This window comes from Lebetimonas sp. JH292 (assembly GCF_000523275.1).
Lineage (GTDB): Bacteria > Campylobacterota > Campylobacteria > Campylobacterales > Nautiliaceae > Lebetimonas.
In genome coordinates this window covers 237,081-257,144 of the sequence record NZ_ATHQ01000001.1, presented here as the reverse complement: position 1 = coordinate 257,144, position 20,064 = coordinate 237,081, and the positions used below count along the sequence as shown (strand labels likewise).

Here is a 20,064-nt window from a genome sequence, read left to right as displayed (position 1 = left end):
TAAAGATGACGAAAATCTCTTTTTGTTGTCAAAAGAAGCTTATATGAAGAACTTTTTTAGAAACACATAACAACTTTTATTTTATGGGGTTATATAGTTATATTACTGCTACTAGTTTAAATGATAATGTATTAAAAAGTTTTCAAAATGATATAAAAGAGTCTAAATCAAATTTAGATGGATTAATAAATTTAATAGATAAAAATATTTCAAATCCAAATCGTTTTGATATTTTATTGAATTTTTATTTCTGGGAACCTGCAAAAACTGGGGGTGGTAAGGAAACTAAGAGAATTTTTAAAAGAAAAATTATTTGAAAAATTAAAAGATTCGATATAAATAGATTAATGATTGTTATGAATGAAAATATGCAATATAGCATTAGCAAATCTGAGGACAGTAAAGACAAATACTATTATGGCACAGTAATTAAACATTTGTTGTTTTTGAACTGGATTAATGAAATAAATAAAGGATTCACCATCTATGAAACTTGGAGTTTGTGTTGGGCTAAGTTTACAAATACTTAGTTGGATGCAAATGATTCATTTAACTAATGTAACTTTTAATAAAGATGAATTTATATTTGGGCTATTTTTAGGAAATGAGTTATATAATAATGTAAAATCAAATAAAAGAGAATTTTTGTTTTTAGATTGTATTCCAAATGGAGATCCATTTACAGGTGAACAGTATCTGATGTAAGGTTAAAAAGATATATTCGATTATCATCTGAAAAAATGGAAGTTGTAAAGAAAAGTAAAAAAACAGAAGAATTTGATATCGTAAAAAATTTAGAACAACTAAAAGAAAAATGTATAGATGTAAGATTGTTTGGTGTTTGCTGAAAAAAATAATGAATTTAAAATGTTTAACAGAACTCTAAATAAAGTTTACCTGCCAATAACTCAAAACACATCAATAATGGTAAGTAGTGAAGGAAATGCACAAGGAGCAATAGCAACATATAGTTATCTTCCTTATGGGCTTTTTTCTTGTGTAGGCTATTTTAACCCAACTACTGGTATAGAAAATAAAGTCAAAGAAGAAGATTTGAAAAAGATGAAAATCTGATATTGAGTATTCTATAAAGTTAAAAAATGAAAAAAAATTTAAATATAGAGAATTTGACGATATGAAAGATGCTTTAAATCTTGATGAACTTATCAAAATTATGCACTTTTTAAAAAGCCTTTTGCAAACTCTCAGCCTATAATGGGGTGGGGTAAAAATGAATATATAGAAAAATTACCATTTGAAAAATTTTTGTATTCAGTAAAATTATTGACGATCTGATTGGAATTAATTTAATGCAAGGGAAAAGTGCAAAATTTACTTTTAATGAAAATCCATTAAGAAATCCTCCCCAAAGAGGACAGAGGAGTCCAACAAGATTTGAATTTTTATGGAATGGAAAATATTTTTAATTATTGATGATGATAAAATAAAAAAGGAATTAATTGATAGGTTAAAAAATGAATATATTGTTTATAAACCACATCAAATTTTGATGGTGATTATATACTTCATTTGAAAAGGATTTTATCAAGTTTAAAATTAACAAACCGGTAACATTTTATAATGAATTTATTGCTGATTATTTTAACCAAGATAGAAGGAACAAAAGAGATAATAAGTTTTGTTGGTGATTATGCAATAGAAATTACAAATAAAGATAAATTAAAAGGAAAATTGTATAAAGATGAAAAAGATAGACTCTATCAATTCTTTTAGTTTGATTTCTCATACTGAACCAGATAGAAAATTGATAGTTCACTTAGAAGTTTATAAAAAAGCTAAAAAAGAATTTGCTGAACTTGATATTAATTTTAAACTATTAAATATTTCAAAAGATGAGTTTAAACAATTGTTAAAAATAGCATGAAAGATTAGCTTCATTTGTATTTATGGCTATTAGGTATCATCATCTTAATTTAGATAATTCAGAAGAGATGCAAAAAGTTGATAAATTAGAAAAAATTTTAGAAATTTTTAAAGGTATAAAGAAGTTTGAAAAATTTCTAAATGAATATAAAAATAGAGTTTTTATGGAAGATATTGATTATATAGACCCATATTTTTTTAGGTTTAAGGATTATAAAGATACTCATTTATGCAGACAAAGAAGATGCAATTTTTAGAGATAACATTTTAAAAACTTTTGATGAATTGAGAATAGATTCTAATAAAGTTGAAAAATTTAAAAACAATTATTTCAAAGATACAAAAAAACATAAAAAAGTTTGAAAATAAACTCTAATAAAATATTTTTTATAAAACTTCCAACAGGAGCAGGAAAAACACTTTTGCTTTATAAGCTTGCTATGATGATACAAGAAAAAGATAAAAGTAAAAGATTTTTTTATTTACTCCCATTTATCACATTGATAGAGCAGAATGCTTCTATCTCATCTTTTCACCAGCTATTTTATGGAATTTTTAAAAGAAAAAATGCTCTCTTAAAAAGATTTCACCAATTTATCAATAGTGTTATTCAATATTAAAAAAGAGATTTTAAAAGATAGCGATATATTTCAAAGAAATAAAAGAGATAGTTGAAGCAAAAAATATAGATATTTCAAAAACATATTCACAAGATAGCTTATATGAAAAAATAGATCAAAAACTTAAAACAAATAAAGAGTTACTTTTTAGGGTAAATACTGTAAATATTGCAAAAACCTATTATTAAAGAAATAAATTAATTCAAGCAGGTGTTGATATATCTTTAGAAGATGGCTTTGAAGAATTAGCACCACTTGATTTGATTATTCAATCAATGGGAAGAAGAAATAGAAGTGGAGAGAAACAAGAGATTGGAAAAGCTGATATAATCAAAATTGCAAGATTTTTTAATAATAAAGAGTTTGAAGGTTATAAAAAATAATAAAATAATAGAAATGATATTAATATTTTTAATAATATTGATGAAAATTTTAAATTTAGTTTTAGTTTTTTCATACCTTTAGCTGATAAAGCTAAAAACTTATGGGAAAAATTAGTGGAATTAGATAAACGAAAAAGAGAAATAAAAAAAAACACATGAAAGAGATTGAAAGAAAAAAAAATTAAGAAAAATGTAAGTTTATATACGGTCAATCAAAATTTTTACTATTGGAAAGATAGTGATAAAGATATAGTTATTTCAACGATAAAAGAAAATTTTGAAAACGCACTTGGTATTTATCTATCCACAAATGAATTTTTTGACAAAGATACTGGTAGTTTAAAAATAGTTGAGTTTGTTAAAGATAGGGTTGAAGTCTCATACTACTTTATCTGCAAAACTAAACTTTGGCTTTTTTATCATAAAATTAATCTTGAAGATAACAGCGAAGATGTTAGAATTGGTAAAGTGTTGCACGAAATAGATGAAACAAAAGTAAATGAAGTTAGTTTCGAAAATATAAAAGTGGATAAAATAACAAAAGATTATGTAATTGAAGTAAAAAAGAGTGATTCTGATATAGAAGCGGTAAAATGGCAATTACTTTTTTATTTGTGGAGGCTTAAACAAAAAGGAATTATAAGAAAAGGAAGATTAGAAGTATTTGAAAAAAGAAAACAAAATAAAAAAAGAATTGAAATAGGACTTAATGAAGAAAATGAAACGAAACTTTTAGAAATAATAAGTGATATTGAAAAACTTTTTAATTCTCCTATGCCTGAGCCTGTTTTTGATAGTAAATGCAAAAAATGTGCTTATTATGAATTTTGTTTTTTGTAAGGATAGATGAAAACTAAATATATTTTTTCAATGGGTGAAATTAAAAGAAAAGATAATTCTATTGCTTTTAGAAACGAAAAAGGGTGGAAATATATACCGATTGAGGCGGTAAGAGAGATATATTTTATGAATGAAGTCAGTATTAATTCTAAATTTTTAGATTTTTGTGCAAGGGCTGGAATAATTTTACATTTTTTTAATTATTTTGGAAATTATAGTGGTAGTTTTTATCCAAAAGAAAAATATATAAGTGGAAATTTAACAATAAAACAGGCAATTACATTTCAAAATGAGAGATTATCAATAGCAAAAGCGATAGTTTTAGGTATTAGTGAGAATATTTATGAAGTTTTATATCACTATTTTAGACACGGTAAAAGTGAACTTCAGGAATTTTTAAGATATTTAAGGGAAGATATTCCAAGGTTTATTGAAAAAACAGATAATATAAATAAACTTTTATTTATTGAGGGCAATATATGGGCTGGATTTTATGATAGTTTTAAATATTTTTTACCGGAGGAATTTTTGTTTAATAAAAGAGTGAAAAGACCTCCTGATAATCCTTTAAATGCTTTAATTTCATTTGGAAATACTTTGCTTTATACTAAAACAATAAGCGCAATTTATCAGACACACTTAGACCAGTCAATAAGTTTTTTACATTCACCAAGTGAAAGCAGATTTAGCTTGAGTCTTGATTTAAGCGAAGTATTTAAGCCTGTAATTGTATTTAGAAGTATTTTTGATTTGGTAAATAGAAAAAAACTCAAAGTTGAGAGACATTTTGAAAAGAAATTTAATTATGCTCTTTTAAATGAAGAGGGCAAGAAAATTTTTATAAGTGCTTTTGAAGAAAGACTCAATGAAAAATTTAAACATAAAACTTTAAAAAGAATGGTCAGTTTTCATACTGCTATAAAGCTTGATGGATATAAACTTATAAAATATTTGATACAAAAAGAAGAATTTAAGCCTTTTAGTTTGAAGGAAAAGAGATGAAAAAAGATTATAAAATTAATTATGCCTTTTTAATGTATGATATTGCAGATGAGGAGAGTGAGGCTGGAAAAAGAAGGGTGAATAAAGTTTTTAAAATTTGCAAAAAATATCTAAATCATCATCAAAAATCTGTTTTTAGAGGTGAAATAACTCCAAGTAATTTAATTAAACTTCAAAAAGAACTCAAAAATGCAATTGATGAAAATCTTGATTTTATAACTGTAATAAAACTTAAAAATAAAGAGAGCTTTTTAGAAGACACAATCGGTAAAAAAGGGAATGGTCTTTTTATCTGATTTCCAACCTCTTTTTCTTGACAATCTTTTAAGATATCGCTAAAATCGTAATTGTAAAAAGATTTTTGAAAATTTATTGTTTTTTTTGAATTTGGTTGGAAAAAGCCCATATTTTGGAGTGGCGGGTTTTTAAAAAGCCCGAAATTTGATGTATTAAACCGATACAGCTGGAGTATTGAAATCTATTTAAATATTAAACCGATACAGCTGGAGTATTGAAATAAGAAAATACGATTAAACCGATACAGCTGGAGTATTGAAATACGGATTAAGCGATGAGATTGAGTTTGAGCCAAGATATATTAAACCGATACAATTGGAGTATTGAAATCCAAAAAGAGATCAGGAACATTAGAATTTATTAAATCTATTAAACCGATACAATTGGAGTATTGAAATATGTAATCTAACAATATCACCCTCATAAATTTCTTATTAAACCGATACAGCTGGAGTATTGAAATTTTTTTTAGTTTTCATTTTTTGCCCCTTTTTTAAATATTAAACCGATACAGCTGGAGTATTGAAATACAAAAAGAGATTTTCTGTATTTCTTAGCAATATGCCTCATTAAACCGATACAGCTGGAGTATTGAAATATTTTCGGGTGAGGTTGGTTGGACTTTATAAAGTATTAAACCGATACAGCTGGAGTATTGAAATTTTTCTTAGTTTTCATTTTTTGCCCCTTTTTTATGTTATTAAACCGATACAATTGGAGTATTGAAATAAAACTGCTGGGTGATACAACACATGCTCCTTACAAATCCAATTAAACCGATACAATTGGAGTATTGAAATAGATTATTTTTTTGATTTTTTGCCCTTTATTAACTTTTTATTAAACCGATACAGCTGGAGTATTGAAATATATTTTGCGTTTTTAGTTTGTTATAATCTTTCTTAATTAAACCGATACAATTGGAGTATTGAAATTAAGAAGAAATTGCATCTTTACTTGATGCAAAAATCGAAGATTAAACCGATACAATTGGAGTATTGAAATAAGAATTCTCCATCTAAAATCAGAATTAAACCGATACAGCTGGAGTATTGAAATATTATTTTGCGTTTTTAGTTTGTTATAATCTTTCTTTATTAAACCGATACAGCTGGAGTATTGAAATTTGAAAAAACAAATAAAGATTTTATTGTAACAATATTAAACCGATACAGCTGGAGTATTGAAATAGATGTATAATATCGTAAAAAGTTTTATAAATTATAATTAAACCGATACAATTGGAGTATTGAAATTTTTTAATTTTTAAAACAATCAATGGAGCAGTTATAATTAAACCGATACAATTGGAGTATTGAAATCCGTCAATAACATCTATTTTGCTTTTCAATACCTATTAAACCGATACAATTGGAGTATTGAAATTTGCTTATAATTTGCATTGCTTTAAGCTTAACAAAATTAAACCGATACAGCTGGAGTATTGAAATATTTCTGCCATTTATCGCAAATCTTCCAAGCTCATATTTATTAAACCGATACAGCTGGAGTATTGAAATAATTTAACAAAAGCGAAGTTTATTGTGTATCGAAACGATTAAACCGATACAATTGGAGTATTGAAATTAAGAACTATCAGGAACATTTGAGTTTGAGCCAAATTATTAAACCGATACAGCTGGAGTATTGAAATATAGTTCAATAAATGAGAAATTAAACCGATACAGCTGGAGTATTGAAATATAATTCAAAACTAAGATATTCAATTACCGCAAAACATTAAACCGATACAGCTGGAGTATTGAAATATAATTCAAAACTAAGATATTCAATTACCGCAAAACATTAAACCGATACAGCTGGAGTATTGAAATGTTTTTTTAGTTTTTATTTTTTATAATTTTTCTTATTAAACCGATACAATTGGAGTATTGAAATCGCCATACCAGAATTAAAGTTAAAAAGTCTAATAGCATTAAACCGATACAGCTGGAGTATTGAAATATACACAAGAAGTTATAAAGAGGCATTATTAAACCGATACAGCTGGAGTATTGAAATTCTATTATAATTTGCATTGCTTTAAGCTTAAAATCAGATTAAACCGATACAGCTGGAGTATTGAAATAGTGAACATTTAGTATCCAAAAACGGATATATGTGATTTTTATGCAAATTTAAATATGGGATTTGGTCGTGGGATAGTTCCAAAAGCGGAAATGAGGACTACACCGTTGCATCCTCACTGCAGATGTATTTATGCCCCGTATTACGGCAAAGTTACAGGCAAAAGGAAAAGCTGGAAACAAACCGTGCAGGATACAATGAATGAGTTTGACGAAAGAGAGCAGAGAGAAATACTCGGCACTTACGAGATGCTGAACAGGTTTAAGCAGGGAGAGGACATTGAAAAGATTTTTAATTCAATTAGACCTAAATATCCGATAAGAAAGTATGCGGATTTATTTAGCAATAGGAAATATAATGAAATGTAAATTGAGAATGAAATTTTAAAATATGGATGAGTAAAGAGAAATTTAAAAATCATATAGTAAAAAGAAAAAATTTAGGACATATTACAAATGAAGAAGATTATATTTTGAAAACGTTAGATGACAGGTTATAAAATTAAGCCTGATGAGAAAAGTTTTGAAGAATTACATAAAGAAGAGGTTGAGAAATTAGAAAAAGAAAAATTTTGGAGAAAGACCTCTATTTTTAGCTGATAGAGAGGCATTAATTCCTTTTGAAAACAAAAAAGAAGTTATAGAACTTTATAAAAAAGCATTAAAGATTATAGAAAAAGATAAAAGTCAAGGGAGTGATAAACTATTTTTAAAGAAATTGAAAGAAATTATTTTAAATAATCTTAACAAAAGAATAGCAGAAACCGCTTAAGTTTCCTTAAAACTGTCTTCCACTTCACTTGCAATAATCGCAAAATCTGCCGGGTCAATAGTGTTTAAATCGTTGCTTATAATTTGCATTGCTTTAAGCTTAAAATAAATGCTGAAAGTTTTAGGGTATGTTATTGTTATATCGTTATTTATTTCTAAATACTTGCAAACTATATCAAAAGCTCTGTTTTCAAGGTCGTTAAGTCTTAAAGCAAAATTAGATAAACTTGCGTTAAGCCCTTGAAATTTCAAATCAAGAAAAAGTAAAATCCTGATCCCCTGGTGTTGTATTAACAACATTCTAATTCGCAAACACTTAATGCAGCAAGTGCAGCTTCATCTTCGGCATCTTCAAACGGTTTAAAATATGCTTCCGGAATTTGCGGAATATATTTTTCCCAGTATGCACATCATATTCGGCTGTTTTGTGATTCTTAACATGTGTCCGATAACATTGCCTTTTTTACACTTATTATCCAATAAATTCAGTATAATTATATATACAAAAAAAGAAATATTTTTGATAAATTGCGAAAAAAAAGGATAAAATTGGAACATGTTTCAGTAATTACTCTGCAATATGTTTTATTAATGTTAGAAAAACATTATAAAAATTGATCGGAAGATTTTTACAAAGGAACATTCATATATAAAAAGCTCTAAATTGCGTTTTCTTTTTCAAAAGGCTTCACAACTTTGTGATGACCCTTTTTTAGCGCTTCATCTTGGAGAAGCTTCTTCCCCACAATCTTTAGGACTGCTTGGATATATGCTCAGCAATACCGCAACCGTAAGTGAAATGCTTGAAAAACTTTGTTATTATTCACATTTAGTAGGTAAAAACCTTGAGTTTATTCTTACAGAAACTAAAAATCTTTATAATAGTCCTTTAGTTGCTTTAAACCGGTATCAAAGTGAAATTCATCTTGCTGCCGTAATTAGCCTTATAAGACAACTTTCGGCAGTGAATATTGAACCGGAATATGCCTATTTTCAACATAATGAGATAGAAGAACCGGAAGAGTATCATCGGCTTTTTGGAAAAAAGTTAATATTTAATGCCTATGAAAATGCCCTTGTGTTTTCAAAAGAGAAGCTTTGTGTTGAGCTGCAAACTCCCCTTTACGATAACTCTTGGCATACACGGACTGAAAAACAGATTCTGATACATATTGGAAATAATGGGATAAGTATAGAGTTTATAGCTAAAAAGTTATCAGTCTGTTAGAACTCTGCAAAATAATCTTAAAAAAGAAGGGTACTCTTATACAAAACTTCTTGAATCGGTGCGCAAAAAACTTGCTTTGCATTACCATTTTAGTCTTGATATTGCCACAATCGCTCTGTACCTGGGTTATACGGAGATTAGTGTTTTTTCAAGGGCATTCAAAAAATGGTTTAATATGTCACCAAATCACTATCGGGCACAAATTCCGTATAATCTTGGACATGCTGCCGTGGAGACAGATTAAGAAGAGGTTTGGTTAACAGTTAAACTTTTCTTATCCTGTTTATTTAATTTCATTTGACTACTTTTTAAATTTTCTTTATAATTTATAAAAATAAAAAAAGGCTGATAATTGAAAATAGCTGTTGTTGAAGATGATATAAATATGAGAAAATCTCTCTCACTTGCACTTAAATCCGAAGGATATGAAGTCGTTGAATTTAGAAATGCTATTGACGCACTTAAAAAATTAGACGATTCAATAGATTTGATTATTTCTGATATTACAATGCCTAAAATGGACGGAATTGATTTTGTAAAAGAATTAAATGGAAAATATGAAGTAATTTTAATTACGGGAAACGCCACGTTAAACAGGGCGATTGAGGCATTGAGGCTCGGGGTTAAGGATTTTTTGACAAAGCCTTTTGAAATCGAGGATTTAATTGCGGCAATTGAGAGAAATCAAAAAGTGGTAACCAAAACAAAAGGTAAAAAAGCTGCGGTTAAACCTTCTTTTATTGCCGAAGATGAAAAAACAAAAGAAGTTTTAAATATATCTAAAAAAGTGGCGCCTACAATGGCCAGTGTAATGCTTCTTGGCGAAAGCGGGGTCGGAAAAGAGGAATTTGCTAAATTTATTCACGAAAACAGCGGCAGGAGTGGTAAATTTATAGCTATAAATATGAGTGCAATTCCTGAAAATTTAATAGAAAGTGAGCTTTTCGGATACGAAAAAGGGGCTTTTACGGATGCAACTGTTTCAAAACCGGGACTTTTTGAACTGGCCCAGGGCGGGACACTTTTTTTAGATGAAATAGCTGAAATGCCTTTTAATCTTCAGGCAAAACTCCTTAGGGTGCTTCAGGAAAAAGAAATAAACAGGCTTGGAAGCACAAAACCGACTAAAATTGATGTAAGAATAATAAGTGCTACAAATCAAAATATTGATGAAATGATAAAAAACAATAAATTCAGGGAAGATTTATATTACAGACTTGCTACAATTCCTATTAAAATTCCGCCTCTTAGAGAGAGAAAAAAAGATATAATTCCAATTGCAGAAGATATTTTAGAAAAAACGATTAAAGAATATAATTTAGAAAAAAAAAATTTGAGCGATGAGGCAAAAGAGGCTCTTTTAAATTATGAATTCAGAGGAAACATAAGAGAACTGATAAATATAATAGAAAGAGCAGCAATTTTAAGCGAAAAAGTTATAAAAAAAGAAAATTTATTTTTACTATAAGGAGAATCAATGTTTAATGTGGCAGTAGTAGGAGCGACAGGAGCGGTAGGAGAAGAGCTTTTAAGGGTTATAGAAGAATATGAAATACCTGTAAAAAAGCTTGTTCCCCTTGCAAGTGCAAGAAGTGTTGGGAAAGAAGTTGAATTTAAAGGTGATGTATTAAAAGTAAAAGAATTAACCTGTGATGTATTCAAAGAAGAAGAAATTGACATTGCTTTTTTTTCTGCAGGAGGCAGTGTAAGTGCTAAATTTGCACCGTGTGCAGCCGAAGCGGGAGCTGTTGTAATAGACAATACCAGTTATTTCAGGATGAATCCGGATGTTCCTTTGGTTGTACCTGAGGTGAATCCCGGTGATATTGCATTATGGAAAAAAACAGGAATTATCGCCAATCCCAACTGTTCGACTATTCAAATGGTGATTTCTCTTGCACCGTTGCATAAAGAATTTAATATAAACAGGGTGGATGTGGCCACTTATCAGGCTGTAAGCGGTGCCGGTAAAAAAGGTATGGAAGAGCTGTTGGAGCAGATGAGGGCGGTTTTTAATTTCAAATTGGATAAAAAAGTGAAAGAAAGGGAAGTTTTTCAATATCAGATTGCACTTAATGTAATTCCCCATATAGATAAATTTATGGATAACGGTTTTACGAGAGAAGAGATGAAAATGGTAAATGAAACCAATAAAATATTACATTCTGATATTAAAGTGGCTGCAACCTGCGTGAGGGTTCCGGTTCTTAGAAGCCATAGTGAATCCATTAGTATTTATTGTGAAAAAGAAGTGTCTGTTGAAAAGGCAAGGGAAGTTTTGGAAAATTTTGAAGATGTAAAGGTAATAGACAATCCCGAAAAAAATGAGTATCCTATGCCTGTAATTGCCACCGATACCGATTATGTGTATGTGGGAAGAATTAGAAAAGATTTATATGATGATAATATTCTTCACTTTTTCAATGTTGCAGATCAGTTAAGGGTTGGTGCTGCTACAAATGCTGTGAGAATTGCAAAAAAATGGATAGAAATGGAGAAATAATGGAAAAAAGAAATTTAATTGAAGCAGTTTTTGAAAGTACCCTCTGGAACAGTCGGATAATAGTAATACTGGCGGTAATTTTCGGAATGTTCGGTGCAATAGCTTTATTTGCGGTTGCAAGTTACGATGTCTGGAATATGGTGGTTGTAACATATAAATTCTTTTTTGCACATTACCATCCCCAAAATTTCCATTCAATGCTTATAGGAGGGCTTATAGGCGCGGTTGATTTGTATTTGATTGCGGTGGTGATGCTTTTATTCTCATTTGGGCTATATGAACTTTTTATTTCCAAAATTGATGATGCGGAAGGAAGTGAGACGGGAAGTAAAATTCTTGCAATTCACAGTTTAGATGAGCTTAAAGACAAACTTGGAAAAGTTGTCGTAATGGTTTTAATTGTAAGTTTTTTTAAAAAAGTAATTCATATGAATTTTTCAACCCCCCTTGAAATGCTTTATCTTGCCGGCAGTATTTTGGCGCTAGCCCTTGCACTTTATTATATGCATAAAGGAGCGCATTAAAAAAATGTATAATGAAAAATGTAAAATGAAAAATGGAAGTGAAATATGAAATATATATTCGGCCCTGTGGCTTCACGCCGCTTTGGTATGAGTCTTGGAATTGATTTAAGCCCTGATAAAAAAAGATGTAATTTTGACTGCATATACTGTGAATTATCTCCGGCTAAACCGGTTAATAATTATGACAATCCTCCAAAAGTAGATGATATTTTTAATGAAGTAAAAGATGCAGTACAAAAATACCAGTTTGATGTATTGACTGTTACAAGTAACGGTGAACCCACTCTTTATCCTTATTTAGATGAACTTATCGGTAAATTAAAAACATTAAATAAAAAACTTTTAATTTTAAGTAATTCTTCCACCATTATGAAAAAAGAAATTCAAAATTCCTTAAAAAAACTTGATATTGTAAAACTTTCCCTTGATGCCGTAAGCCCAAATATTTTTAAAAAAATAGACAGACCCGCCAAAGGAATTGATATAGAAAAAATTATAAAAGGAATGATTGAATTTAGGAAAATTTACAAAGGTGAATTGATTATAGAAATTTTGGTGGTAAAAGGTATAAATGACAAAGATGAGGAATTTAAAAAATTAAACAAAGTTTTGGCGGATATTAAGCCGGATAGGGTAGATATATCCACAATAGACAGACCTCCTGCTTATAATGTTGAGGGTGTAAGTATAGAAAAACTTTTTGAACTTGCAGAAAATATTAAAAATCAAAATATTTTTATTCCAACAAGAGATAAAATTAATTATAAAATAGAAAATTTAACAAAAGAAGAACTTATTGAAACACTTAAAAAAAGACCTTTTAGTGAAAGTGATGTAAAAAATATTTTGGATGAGCATACTTTAAAAATTTTTAATGATTTGATTAAAGAAAATATGCTTGAAGAAATTTGGGTTGGCGGAGTAAAATTTTATAAGGCGTATGTATGAAAGAATTTTTTAATGTTTTTAAAATTTTAATTGCCGTTGATATAGGAATAATTGTTTTTTGTTTTTTGGAAAATAATCTATTGTGGCTGTATAATACACAAATAGCTTTTTTTTCGACTTCGCTTATAATTTTAGGAAGTTTTCTCGGTTATGCCGGAATGGTTAAGCATAATCTTCAAAACGGCAATGTAGGAGAGGATATTTTAAAAAAATATGAAGACCCGCATAATATGGACGATGAAGAAGAGATTGAAGTTAAAAAATATAAAAAAAACAGATTAAAATGGTATGAAGCGGTTTTATTGAATTTCAAAGGCGGAATGAATATTATCAGAATTTTAGGATATGTTTTTTTGGTGGCCGGTTTTTTATACTTAAGCAAATCAAACAGATTTGATGCGTTAAGTTTTCTTTTTGGCTTAAGTATCGTGCCTGCGGTAACATTTGTTTACCTGATTTTTTATAAAAAAAAATTTAATAATTAATCTAAAGATAAAAATATGACAGCTCAGTGCTTCATTTTGCTAAAGCACCACTTAAATTTTGCTAAAAATTGCAAACGCAAGCGCCCTTACGGGTTGAATGCAATTTTTTTAACGCAAAATTTTTGCTAAATTCCGCAACGCTGTCATTTTTTTCTTTTTCGTTATATTTTTTTAGTTAATGCCAATTAATCTTTGTAGTAACAAAACTGAAATGGGCACAGAAAAACGTAAAATAGCTAATAAATGTGGTGATTCCTACAAAAACAGGAATTACTAATAAACTTATATTTGGATTTAATGCAATTGTAGGAAAAATATAAAATAAATAAGCAAATGAAAGAATTGAATAAATTATTAAAATACTTACAGACCAGATAAGATAAATTATAAAATATCTGAAATTGAATGTTCTTATCCAAAATCTAAAATCTACTAAAGAACTTATTATGGAAATAAAAGAGCCTTTAAAATCACTTTTATTTAATGCTTCCCCTATTTTACCGAGAAAAATATAACTGAAAAAAAGTAAATAAATTAAATAAATTCCAAGCATAATCTGAGCAATGAAAGAAGCGTTTTCAAGATTTATTAAAAATGAATGCGGATCTGCCATTAGATACATGCTCCCGCTGAATTGTAAAATTATTACAAATAAAAAAGCCCAAAAAGAAATAATGATAAAATTACCTGTTAAAATTCCGATTGCGGTAGGGATAAAATGGAATAAAAAACTGCTTATCGGCTGAATTTTTAAATTATGAAAATATTCGTCTGTATTTTTTGTGTTGTTTACAAGATAAATTAAAAAACCGCCTATGCTTAAATATATCATTTTTTCTAAAATAAATCCGATAATACTGATTACGGGATATGCTTCAATGAGCGTAAAAATTGATATAATCAAAATAACCAATAATAATTTTTGCCACTGCGCAAATGTTATAAAGGTATATTTGAAAACTTCTTTCATTTCTTTCCTTTTTGTTAGAATTCTATCAAAAAAGGAATGTTTTGTGTGCAATATTTGGGATAATAAGCAGTTATGATTTAAAAAAAGTAAAAAAAGCCCTTGATTTGATGATTCACAGAGGCAGGGATTTTCAAAATATTGTTGAATTCAGAAGAGGTGTTTTCGGATTTAACCGTCTGGCAATTGAAAATGTAAATATCAATATGCAGCCTTTAAAAGTAGAAAACAGGATTTTTGTATTTAACGGCGAAATTTATAATTATAAAAATTTAATAAAAAAATATAATTTAAATGTAAAAACTGAAATAGAAGTAATTGCAAAGCTTTGGGAAAAATTTGGAGTGGATTTTGTGAAAAAAATTGAGGGTATGTTTGCAATTGCAGTTTATGACAAAAAGCTTTTTTTATTTAGAGACGAATTTGGTAAAAAGCCTCTTTATTTTACAAAAACAGGTATTTTTGCAAGTGAAATTAAAGCAATATTGCCTTTTACAGGGAAGAAATTAAATTTTAATGCATTGGCTGAGTATCTTGCATACAATTCTTCCATCGCTCCCAATACAATATATCAGGAAATTTATAAACTTCCGGCGGGTTGTAATTATGAAGGAAAAATAAAAATATGGCACGACTTTGAAAGAGTGGAAAATGAGCCTTGCTCATCTGGCTGCTTGAAAAGCGGCCACGATGGAAAATGGAAAAAGGAAAATGTTTGTACAGAAGTTGAAAAATTGCTTATTAAAAGCATAAAAAAAAGGCTTCAGGGGGATGTTGAAATTGGTTCGCTTCTCAGCGGAGGGGTGGACAGCAGTCTTATCGGGGCAATTACTTCTAAATTCCAAAAGCTTAAAACTTTTTCCGTCGGTTATGATGGATATGATAATTATGATGAAAGAAAATATGCAAAAATTGCGGCAAAGCATATTAATTCAGAGCATTTTGAAGTGAATTTTACTAAAAATAATTTTTTTGAAAATTTTGAAAAAACTCTTTTTTATATGGACGAGCCGATTGCTGACAGTAGTTTTTTTGCCGCAAGGTTTCTTGCAAAACATATCCCGCTAAAAGTTGTTTTAAGCGGTGAGGGGAGTGACGAGCTGTTTTTGGGATACAGAAGATATAAAGAATATGAAGGTTTTTTAAACGCATATCTGCCCAATAAAAAATGGCTTAAAAAATATCTTGAGAGGCATTATGAAGATATAAAAGAGTGGGAAGTATTTAGAAGGTTTTTTGCTGGTGTTGATGTTTTTAGAGGAATAAATGAAACATTTTTTCAAAGACAGATAAACAAGGTTTTAAAAATAAAAGCAAAAGAGGTGGATTATAAAAGATTTTTGAAAGGTTGGGGCAGTTTTGATTTTACCTATTTTGATTTGAAAGTATGGATTGGAGAAGTATTACTCAATAAACTTGATAAAATGTTTATGAGTAATACTATAGAGGCAAGAAGCCCTTTTTTAGACAGGGACTTGGTGAATTTTGTGTTTTCTTTAGAAGAAAATGTAAGAGGAAGTGAAAAATGGATTGTAAAAGAAATAGCCCAAAAATATCTGCCGGGAAAAATTGTTAACAGAAGAAAAAAGGGGTTTGCTTTTCCTTTTTTGGAGTGGTTAAAAGAAGAAAACGAATTAAAAAGAATAGTTGATATAAATAGAAAAAGTAAAATTTTTAACGAAGAATATTTAAAAGAAATTATAAAAACAGGTCATAAGAGATATAAACAGCATTTATGGAGTTTATATCTTTTCAGCAGATGGTATGAAAAAGAGTTTTTATGAAATAATTTCTTTCATTTTAATAATGGCTTCTTTTAGTCCCATAAAAATGGAATTGGCAATAATACTGTGACCTATGTTTAATTCTGTTATTTCGGGAATGTTTGCAATTTCTTTTACATTCTGATAATTAAGTCCGTGCCCTGCGGCAACTTCCAAATCCAGATCTTTTGCTAATTTTGAAGCGTCTTTTATTAAATCAAGCTCAAGGTCTAATTCTTTTTTTAGTGTAATTCTATCCATTTGTTCAAAAACTTTATTAGGTGTATGATTGAAGTTGCTAAAAAGCGCCAAATGTAAATTTGCATATCTTCCCGTGTGAAATTCTATCATTTGGGCATTTAAATTTTTTGCTTTTTTAATCTGTTCAAAATCCGGGTCTATAAAAAATGAAACTTCTATTTCATTTTCGTGTAATTTATCGACAGCATTTAATATTCTTTTTTCATTTTTAAACAGATCAAGTCCTCCTTCCGTTGTAACCTCTTCCCTTTTTTCAGGCACTATTGTGGCTCTGTGGGGTTTTAAAGAGCATATTATATCTATAATTTCTTCATTAATGCTGCATTCCATATTTACCGGTAAAAAACTGCTTTCAATTATTCTTTTAGCGTCAAAATCGTTGATATGGCGTCTGTCTTCCCTTAAATGGGTTGTAACCTGGTCGGCCCCCGCCTCTTTTAAAATTTCAAGAGCCATTAGTGGGTCCGGTTCGTTTATTTTTCTTGCTTCCCTCAATGTTGCAATATGATCTATATTTACTCCGAGTTTCATTTTATTCCTTTTTTGTTATAATTTTATCAAAAAGGAAGTATATGAAGTATTTTATCGGAACAGATCATGCGGGATTTGAGATAAAACCTTTTGTAATAGAGTATCTGCAAAAAAAAGGAATAGATGTAGAGGATTTGGGGTGTTTTAGCAGCGAAAGCGTGGATTATCCTGATTATGCGCATAAAGTAGCCGAAGCGGTTTTGGCTAATCCCGGAACAAAAGGGATACTTATCTGTGGCAGCGGAATTGGAATGAGTCTGGCTGCAAATAAACATAAAGGTATTAGAGCCGCTCTTTGTCATGATTATTATACGGCTGAAATGGCAAGACGCCATAATGATGCCAATATTCTATGTTTCGGTGCCAGGATTGTAGGTTTGGGTGTAGTGGAATCTATTCTCGAAGCTTGGCTGACCCATGAATTTGAAGGCGGAAGACACGAAAGAAGGGTAAAAAAAATTGATATTTAACTGGATTTTTTTATCAATTACAATTTTAGTTATTTTATTTTTAATATTTAAAATGTTTTATTATAAACATTTGTGGGAAAAAACTAATGAAAACGAAAAATTATTGGAAGAAAATCTTTCAGAAGCGGAATTACTGATAAAAAAATATCAGATTCAGCTTCAAAGGGCCCTTGGAAATCTGTCTTTGCTTGAAGATGAAATTAATAAGTTAAAAAGTGATTTAAAAGCTGTAAAAAACAGAAATTCTCAATACAGAATAGAAAACGAGCAGCTTAAGAAAAAGATTAAAGACCTTGAAAATAAAATTGAAGCACTTTTATGATTTTTTTTTGGGTCTGAAAGCACTTTTACTTTCAATATAATCACCTCCGATTAAATCAACGGCATACGGAATTGCCGCCCATACCGCTTCTAAATTTTCTTTTATCGCTTTTGGACTTCCCGGAAGATTTAAAATAAATGTGTTTTTGACAACCCCCGCAGTTCCCCTGGCCAAAATTGAAGTCGGTACATATTTTAATGAATGCATTCTCATAAGTTCTCCAAATCCCGGTAGTTCTTTTTCTATTACTTCTTTTGTTGCTTCTGGTGTTACGTCTCTTGGTGCGGGCCCCGTGCCTCCTGTTGTTAAAATTAAAGAGCATTTAAGTGAAATTAATTCTTTTAAAGTGTTAACAATTTCATTAAACTCGTCGGGAATCAGTCTGTAAATAATTTCAAATTTATTTTGTATATTTTCATTTAAAAATTTTTCTATTTCTTTTCCGCTTTTGTCTTCATATATTCCAGCACTTGCCCTGTCGCTCATTGTAACAATTCCAACTTTTAGCATAAAAAAACCTTTTTGCTAAATTATATCAAAAGAAGATTAAATTATTTAACGAAAAAGAAAAAAATGACAGCGTTGTGTAATTTAACGAAAATTTTGCGTTAAAAAAATTGCATTCAACCCGTCAGGGCTGCGTAGCTGTTTGCAATTTTTAGCAAAATTTGAGTGGTGCTGTAGCAAAATGAAGCATTGAGCTGTTATTTTTTTCTTTGAAGTTATTTTTAATTTATCTTTATAGGTTTTAAAAGAAGGAGGGAAAATTATTCAGCGTAGTAATCGATTCCTTCTTTTTCTTTTAGCATATTAATTAGGTGGTTTTTATATCCTTCTACCCATTTGTCTATATTCTCAACTTTTATTCTTGCAACGCCGGTTTCGAGTGCCGCTCTTGCAACTGCTACAGATTCGTCAACAAATACCCTTCTGTCAAACGGTTTAGGCAGGATATAACTTTTGCCAAATTTCAAATCAGCTCCGTTATATGCATCTTTTACATATTGAGGAACCGGTTTTTGAGCTAGATTGGCCAATGCATGACAAGCTGCAATTTTCATTTCCATATTTACCGCTTTTGCGTGTGTGTCAAGCGCACCCCTGAATATGTAAGGGAATCCCAAAACATTGTTTATCTGGTTTGGATAATCGCTTCTTCCTGTTCCTATGATTAAATCGTCTCTTACTTCCAGTGCAAGTTCAGGTTTGATTTCAGGGTCTGGATTCGCCATTACAAAAAGCATAGCGTTTGGATTTAGGGTTTTTACCATGTCCTGAGAAATACAGTTTGCAGCAGAGTTTCCAACCACTACATCCGCACCTTTAAGAGCGTCTGCAAGTGTAACTATATCTTCGTCAACCGCCCAAGGCTCTTTATATTTATTTAAATCGTTTCTTCTTGTGGTAATTGCCCCTCTTGAATCAACAAGAACTATATTTTTAATTCCGAGAGCTGTATACATTTCAGCAGCGGCAAGTCCGGCGGCACCTGCACCTATAATTACTACTCTGAGCTCTTCTAATTTTTTGCCTGTAAGTTTTGCTCCGTTAATTATAGCCGCACCTGAAATGATTGCTGTTCCGTGTTGGTCATCGTGAAAGATTGGAATATCGCATTTTTCCTGAAGTTTTTTTTCTATATCAAAACATTTCGGCGCTTTAATGTCTTCAAGATTTATTCCTCCGAATGTCGGCGCCATTGCCCAGCTAACATTTACAATTTCGTCAATGTCGTGAACCTGAAGTTCTATATCGAATGCGTCAACAAAAGCAAATTTTTTAAATAATACTGATTTCCCTTCCATTACAGGTTTGCCCGCAACCGGTTTTAATGTTCCAAGTCCTAAAACCGCAGTGGAATCAGAAATTACCGCTACAAGGTTTGCTTTATTGGTATATTCGTATGCCAGGTTTTCATCTTTATCTATTTCAAGACAAGGAATTGCAACTCCCGGGGTATATGCGATTGAAAGGTCTTTTGAATCTTTAACAGGTTTTGTAACTTCTATTGCAATTTTACCAGGGACCGGTTTTGCGTGGTATTCTAAGGCTTCCTCTCTTGTAAAAGTTGGTCTATTTGCCATTTAATCTCCTTTTTTTGTACAATTATAGTTAAAAGTTACTATTCTTTACAACTATATATACTTTTTTATAAGATAATGTTACAAAAGGAAGCAG

General features: G+C 29.8%; 27 protein-coding genes and 1 CRISPR repeat array. Of the genes, 22 read left to right on the top strand and 5 right to left on the bottom strand.

What is annotated here, in order from left to right; translation table 11 throughout:
- Window positions 1–83: 83 nt before the first annotated feature.
- The 12 genes from DZ64_RS0101570 to DZ64_RS0101505 all read left to right on the top strand — a co-directional run bounded on the left by DZ64_RS0101570 (window position 84) and on the right by DZ64_RS0101505 (window position 7,482).
- Entirely contained in the window at window positions 84–317 is a 234-nt protein-coding gene (locus DZ64_RS0101570) for a hypothetical protein (RefSeq protein ID WP_024789157.1), read from the top strand.
- Window positions 318–486: 169 nt separating this feature from the next.
- On the top strand, window positions 487–705 hold the full coding sequence (locus tag DZ64_RS0101565) for a hypothetical protein (protein ID WP_024789156.1): 219 nt from the start codon (window positions 487–489) through the stop codon (window positions 703–705).
- A gap of 132 nt (window positions 706–837) precedes the next feature.
- Entirely contained in the window at window positions 838–1,074 is a 237-nt protein-coding gene (locus DZ64_RS0101555) for a hypothetical protein (protein ID WP_024789155.1), read from the top strand.
- Between the two features lie 507 nt (window positions 1,075–1,581).
- Window positions 1,582–1,734 carry a hypothetical protein gene (locus tag DZ64_RS12195; protein WP_156922593.1) on the top strand — a complete coding sequence of 51 codons (153 nt, stop codon included), beginning with the start codon at window positions 1,582–1,584 and terminating at the stop codon, window positions 1,732–1,734.
- Entirely contained in the window at window positions 1,703–1,885 is a 183-nt protein-coding gene (locus DZ64_RS0101540; RefSeq protein ID WP_024789154.1) for a hypothetical protein, read from the top strand. The genes DZ64_RS12195 and DZ64_RS0101540 overlap by 32 nt, the downstream gene beginning before the upstream one ends.
- Window positions 1,886–1,907: 22 nt before the next feature.
- Complete coding sequence (locus DZ64_RS0101535; RefSeq protein ID WP_024789153.1) at window positions 1,908–2,141, top strand: hypothetical protein; 234 nt, start codon at window positions 1,908–1,910, stop codon at window positions 2,139–2,141.
- A gap of 102 nt (window positions 2,142–2,243) precedes the next feature.
- Window positions 2,244–2,504 carry a DEAD/DEAH box helicase family protein gene (locus DZ64_RS13965; RefSeq protein ID WP_024789152.1) on the top strand — a complete coding sequence of 87 codons (261 nt, stop codon included), beginning with the start codon at window positions 2,244–2,246 and terminating at the stop codon, window positions 2,502–2,504.
- 260 nt (window positions 2,505–2,764) lie between these two features.
- A complete protein-coding gene (locus DZ64_RS13665) occupies window positions 2,765–2,887 on the top strand; it encodes a hypothetical protein (RefSeq protein WP_255327505.1) in 123 nt (40 codons plus the stop codon).
- 165 nt (window positions 2,888–3,052) lie between these two features.
- Complete coding sequence (cas4, locus tag DZ64_RS10420; RefSeq protein WP_024789151.1) at window positions 3,053–3,727, top strand: CRISPR-associated protein Cas4; 675 nt, start codon at window positions 3,053–3,055, stop codon at window positions 3,725–3,727.
- Window positions 3,728–3,733: 6 nt separating this feature from the next.
- Complete coding sequence (cas1b, locus tag DZ64_RS0101515; RefSeq protein WP_024789150.1) at window positions 3,734–4,729, top strand: type I-B CRISPR-associated endonuclease Cas1b; 996 nt, start codon at window positions 3,734–3,736, stop codon at window positions 4,727–4,729.
- Complete coding sequence (gene cas2 / locus DZ64_RS0101510) at window positions 4,726–5,025, top strand: CRISPR-associated endonuclease Cas2 (RefSeq protein ID WP_024789149.1); 300 nt, start codon at window positions 4,726–4,728, stop codon at window positions 5,023–5,025. Before cas1b ends, cas2 begins: the two co-directional genes overlap by 4 nt.
- 152 nt (window positions 5,026–5,177) lie before the next feature.
- Window positions 5,178–7,115: direct repeats of the CRISPR family, unit length 30 nt; unit sequence ATTAAACCGATACAGCTGGAGTATTGAAAT.
- 55 nt (window positions 7,116–7,170) lie between these two features.
- Window positions 7,171–7,482: a hypothetical protein gene (locus tag DZ64_RS0101505; protein ID WP_024789148.1), complete on the top strand. Its 312-nt coding sequence runs from the start codon at window positions 7,171–7,173 to the stop codon at window positions 7,480–7,482.
- Between the two features lie 399 nt (window positions 7,483–7,881).
- Here the strand turns inward: DZ64_RS0101505 and DZ64_RS0101495 are convergent, their stop codons facing one another.
- On the bottom strand, window positions 7,882–8,184 hold the full coding sequence (locus DZ64_RS0101495) for a hypothetical protein (RefSeq protein ID WP_024789147.1): 303 nt from the start codon (window positions 8,182–8,184) through the stop codon (window positions 7,882–7,884).
- A gap of 304 nt (window positions 8,185–8,488) precedes the next feature.
- Between DZ64_RS0101495 and DZ64_RS11320 the strand changes: the two genes are divergently transcribed.
- The 7 genes from DZ64_RS11320 to DZ64_RS0101455 all read left to right on the top strand — a co-directional run bounded on the left by DZ64_RS11320 (window position 8,489) and on the right by DZ64_RS0101455 (window position 13,572).
- Window positions 8,489–9,112, top strand: coding sequence for an AraC family transcriptional regulator ligand-binding domain-containing protein (locus tag DZ64_RS11320; RefSeq protein WP_084029295.1), 624 nt, complete (start codon window positions 8,489–8,491; stop codon window positions 9,110–9,112).
- 4 nt (window positions 9,113–9,116) lie between these two features.
- Window positions 9,117–9,356, top strand: coding sequence for an AraC family transcriptional regulator (locus tag DZ64_RS13960; protein WP_084029294.1), 240 nt, complete (start codon window positions 9,117–9,119; stop codon window positions 9,354–9,356).
- A 108-nt stretch (window positions 9,357–9,464) separates the two neighbouring features.
- Window positions 9,465–10,580 (top strand): sigma-54 dependent transcriptional regulator, encoded by a 1,116-nt coding sequence (locus DZ64_RS0101475; RefSeq protein ID WP_024789143.1) that lies wholly within the window; start codon window positions 9,465–9,467, stop codon window positions 10,578–10,580.
- Window positions 10,581–10,589: 9 nt separating this feature from the next.
- A complete protein-coding gene (locus tag DZ64_RS0101470) occupies window positions 10,590–11,615 on the top strand; it encodes an aspartate-semialdehyde dehydrogenase (protein ID WP_024789142.1) in 1,026 nt (341 codons plus the stop codon).
- Entirely contained in the window at window positions 11,615–12,139 is a 525-nt protein-coding gene (locus tag DZ64_RS0101465; protein ID WP_024789141.1) for a YqhA family protein, read from the top strand. Before DZ64_RS0101470 ends, DZ64_RS0101465 begins: the two co-directional genes overlap by 1 nt.
- 45 nt (window positions 12,140–12,184) lie before the next feature.
- Window positions 12,185–13,087 (top strand): radical SAM protein, encoded by a 903-nt coding sequence (locus tag DZ64_RS0101460; protein ID WP_024789140.1) that lies wholly within the window; start codon window positions 12,185–12,187, stop codon window positions 13,085–13,087.
- A complete protein-coding gene (locus DZ64_RS0101455; protein ID WP_024789139.1) occupies window positions 13,084–13,572 on the top strand; it encodes a hypothetical protein in 489 nt (162 codons plus the stop codon). The genes DZ64_RS0101460 and DZ64_RS0101455 overlap by 4 nt, the downstream gene beginning before the upstream one ends.
- 175 nt (window positions 13,573–13,747) lie before the next feature.
- On the opposite strand, the gene DZ64_RS0101450 is transcribed toward DZ64_RS0101455, so the two are convergent.
- Window positions 13,748–14,542: a hypothetical protein gene (locus DZ64_RS0101450; RefSeq protein WP_024789138.1), complete on the bottom strand. Its 795-nt coding sequence runs from the start codon at window positions 14,540–14,542 to the stop codon at window positions 13,748–13,750.
- Window positions 14,543–14,583: 41 nt separating this feature from the next.
- On the opposite strand from DZ64_RS0101450, the gene asnB reads away from it, so the two are divergent.
- A complete protein-coding gene (gene asnB / locus DZ64_RS0101445) occupies window positions 14,584–16,323 on the top strand; it encodes an asparagine synthase (glutamine-hydrolyzing) (protein WP_024789137.1) in 1,740 nt (579 codons plus the stop codon).
- On the opposite strand, the gene DZ64_RS0101440 is transcribed toward asnB, so the two are convergent.
- The gene (locus tag DZ64_RS0101440; protein ID WP_024789136.1) at window positions 16,318–17,094 is read right to left on the bottom strand and encodes a pyridoxine 5'-phosphate synthase; all 777 of its coding nucleotides are present in this window, start codon (window positions 17,092–17,094) and stop codon (window positions 16,318–16,320) included. The genes asnB and DZ64_RS0101440 overlap by 6 nt on opposite strands.
- A gap of 41 nt (window positions 17,095–17,135) precedes the next feature.
- Between DZ64_RS0101440 and rpiB the strand changes: the two genes are divergently transcribed.
- The gene (rpiB, locus tag DZ64_RS0101435) at window positions 17,136–17,564 is read left to right on the top strand and encodes a ribose 5-phosphate isomerase B (RefSeq protein ID WP_024789135.1); all 429 of its coding nucleotides are present in this window, start codon (window positions 17,136–17,138) and stop codon (window positions 17,562–17,564) included.
- Between the two features lie 52 nt (window positions 17,565–17,616).
- Complete coding sequence (locus tag DZ64_RS0101430) at window positions 17,617–17,886, top strand: hypothetical protein (protein ID WP_236618625.1); 270 nt, start codon at window positions 17,617–17,619, stop codon at window positions 17,884–17,886.
- Here the strand turns inward: DZ64_RS0101430 and mog are convergent.
- Both mog and DZ64_RS0101420 read right to left on the bottom strand, forming a co-directional pair.
- Window positions 17,881–18,396 (bottom strand): molybdopterin adenylyltransferase, encoded by a 516-nt coding sequence (mog, locus tag DZ64_RS0101425; RefSeq protein WP_024789133.1) that lies wholly within the window; start codon window positions 18,394–18,396, stop codon window positions 17,881–17,883. The genes DZ64_RS0101430 and mog overlap by 6 nt on opposite strands.
- 257 nt (window positions 18,397–18,653) lie before the next feature.
- Window positions 18,654–19,970, bottom strand: a complete 1,317-nt coding sequence (locus DZ64_RS0101420; RefSeq protein ID WP_024789132.1) for a malic enzyme-like NAD(P)-binding protein — start codon at window positions 19,968–19,970, stop codon at window positions 18,654–18,656.
- Window positions 19,971–20,064: the final 94 nt, after the last annotated feature.

Bases quoted from the DNA above. Each gene is read 5' to 3' on its own strand.
- DZ64_RS0101440 (WP_024789136.1), bottom strand. From the start codon at position 17,094: ATGAAACTCGGAGTAAATATAGATCATATTGCAACATTGAGGGAAGCA.
- DZ64_RS0101465 (WP_024789141.1), top strand. From the start codon at position 11,615: ATGGAAAAAAGAAATTTAATTGAAGCAGTTTTTGAAAGTACCCTCTGG.
- DZ64_RS0101535 (WP_024789153.1), top strand. From the start codon at position 1,908: ATGGCTATTAGGTATCATCATCTTAATTTAGATAATTCAGAAGAGATG.
- DZ64_RS0101430 (WP_236618625.1), top strand. From the start codon at position 17,617: ATGTTTTATTATAAACATTTGTGGGAAAAAACTAATGAAAACGAAAAA.
- cas1b (WP_024789150.1), top strand. From the start codon at position 3,734: ATGAAAACTAAATATATTTTTTCAATGGGTGAAATTAAAAGAAAAGAT.
- DZ64_RS0101540 (WP_024789154.1), top strand. From the start codon at position 1,703: ATGAAAAAGATAGACTCTATCAATTCTTTTAGTTTGATTTCTCATACT.
- DZ64_RS0101570 (WP_024789157.1), top strand. From the start codon at position 84: ATGGGGTTATATAGTTATATTACTGCTACTAGTTTAAATGATAATGTA.
- mog (WP_024789133.1), bottom strand. From the start codon at position 18,396: ATGCTAAAAGTTGGAATTGTTACAATGAGCGACAGGGCAAGTGCTGGA.
- DZ64_RS0101495 (WP_024789147.1), bottom strand. From the start codon at position 8,184: ATGTTGTTAATACAACACCAGGGGATCAGGATTTTACTTTTTCTTGAT.
- DZ64_RS12195 (WP_156922593.1), top strand. From the start codon at position 1,582: ATGAATTTATTGCTGATTATTTTAACCAAGATAGAAGGAACAAAAGAG.
- DZ64_RS0101450 (WP_024789138.1), bottom strand. From the start codon at position 14,542: ATGAAAGAAGTTTTCAAATATACCTTTATAACATTTGCGCAGTGGCAA.
- DZ64_RS0101455 (WP_024789139.1), top strand. From the start codon at position 13,084: ATGAAAGAATTTTTTAATGTTTTTAAAATTTTAATTGCCGTTGATATA.
- DZ64_RS0101420 (WP_024789132.1), bottom strand. From the start codon at position 19,970: ATGGCAAATAGACCAACTTTTACAAGAGAGGAAGCCTTAGAATACCAC.
- DZ64_RS0101460 (WP_024789140.1), top strand. From the start codon at position 12,185: ATGAAATATATATTCGGCCCTGTGGCTTCACGCCGCTTTGGTATGAGT.
- cas2 (WP_024789149.1), top strand. From the start codon at position 4,726: ATGAAAAAAGATTATAAAATTAATTATGCCTTTTTAATGTATGATATT.
- DZ64_RS0101470 (WP_024789142.1), top strand. From the start codon at position 10,590: ATGTTTAATGTGGCAGTAGTAGGAGCGACAGGAGCGGTAGGAGAAGAG.
- DZ64_RS0101505 (WP_024789148.1), top strand. From the start codon at position 7,171: ATGGGATTTGGTCGTGGGATAGTTCCAAAAGCGGAAATGAGGACTACA.
- rpiB (WP_024789135.1), top strand. From the start codon at position 17,136: ATGAAGTATTTTATCGGAACAGATCATGCGGGATTTGAGATAAAACCT.
- DZ64_RS0101565 (WP_024789156.1), top strand. From the start codon at position 487: ATGAAACTTGGAGTTTGTGTTGGGCTAAGTTTACAAATACTTAGTTGG.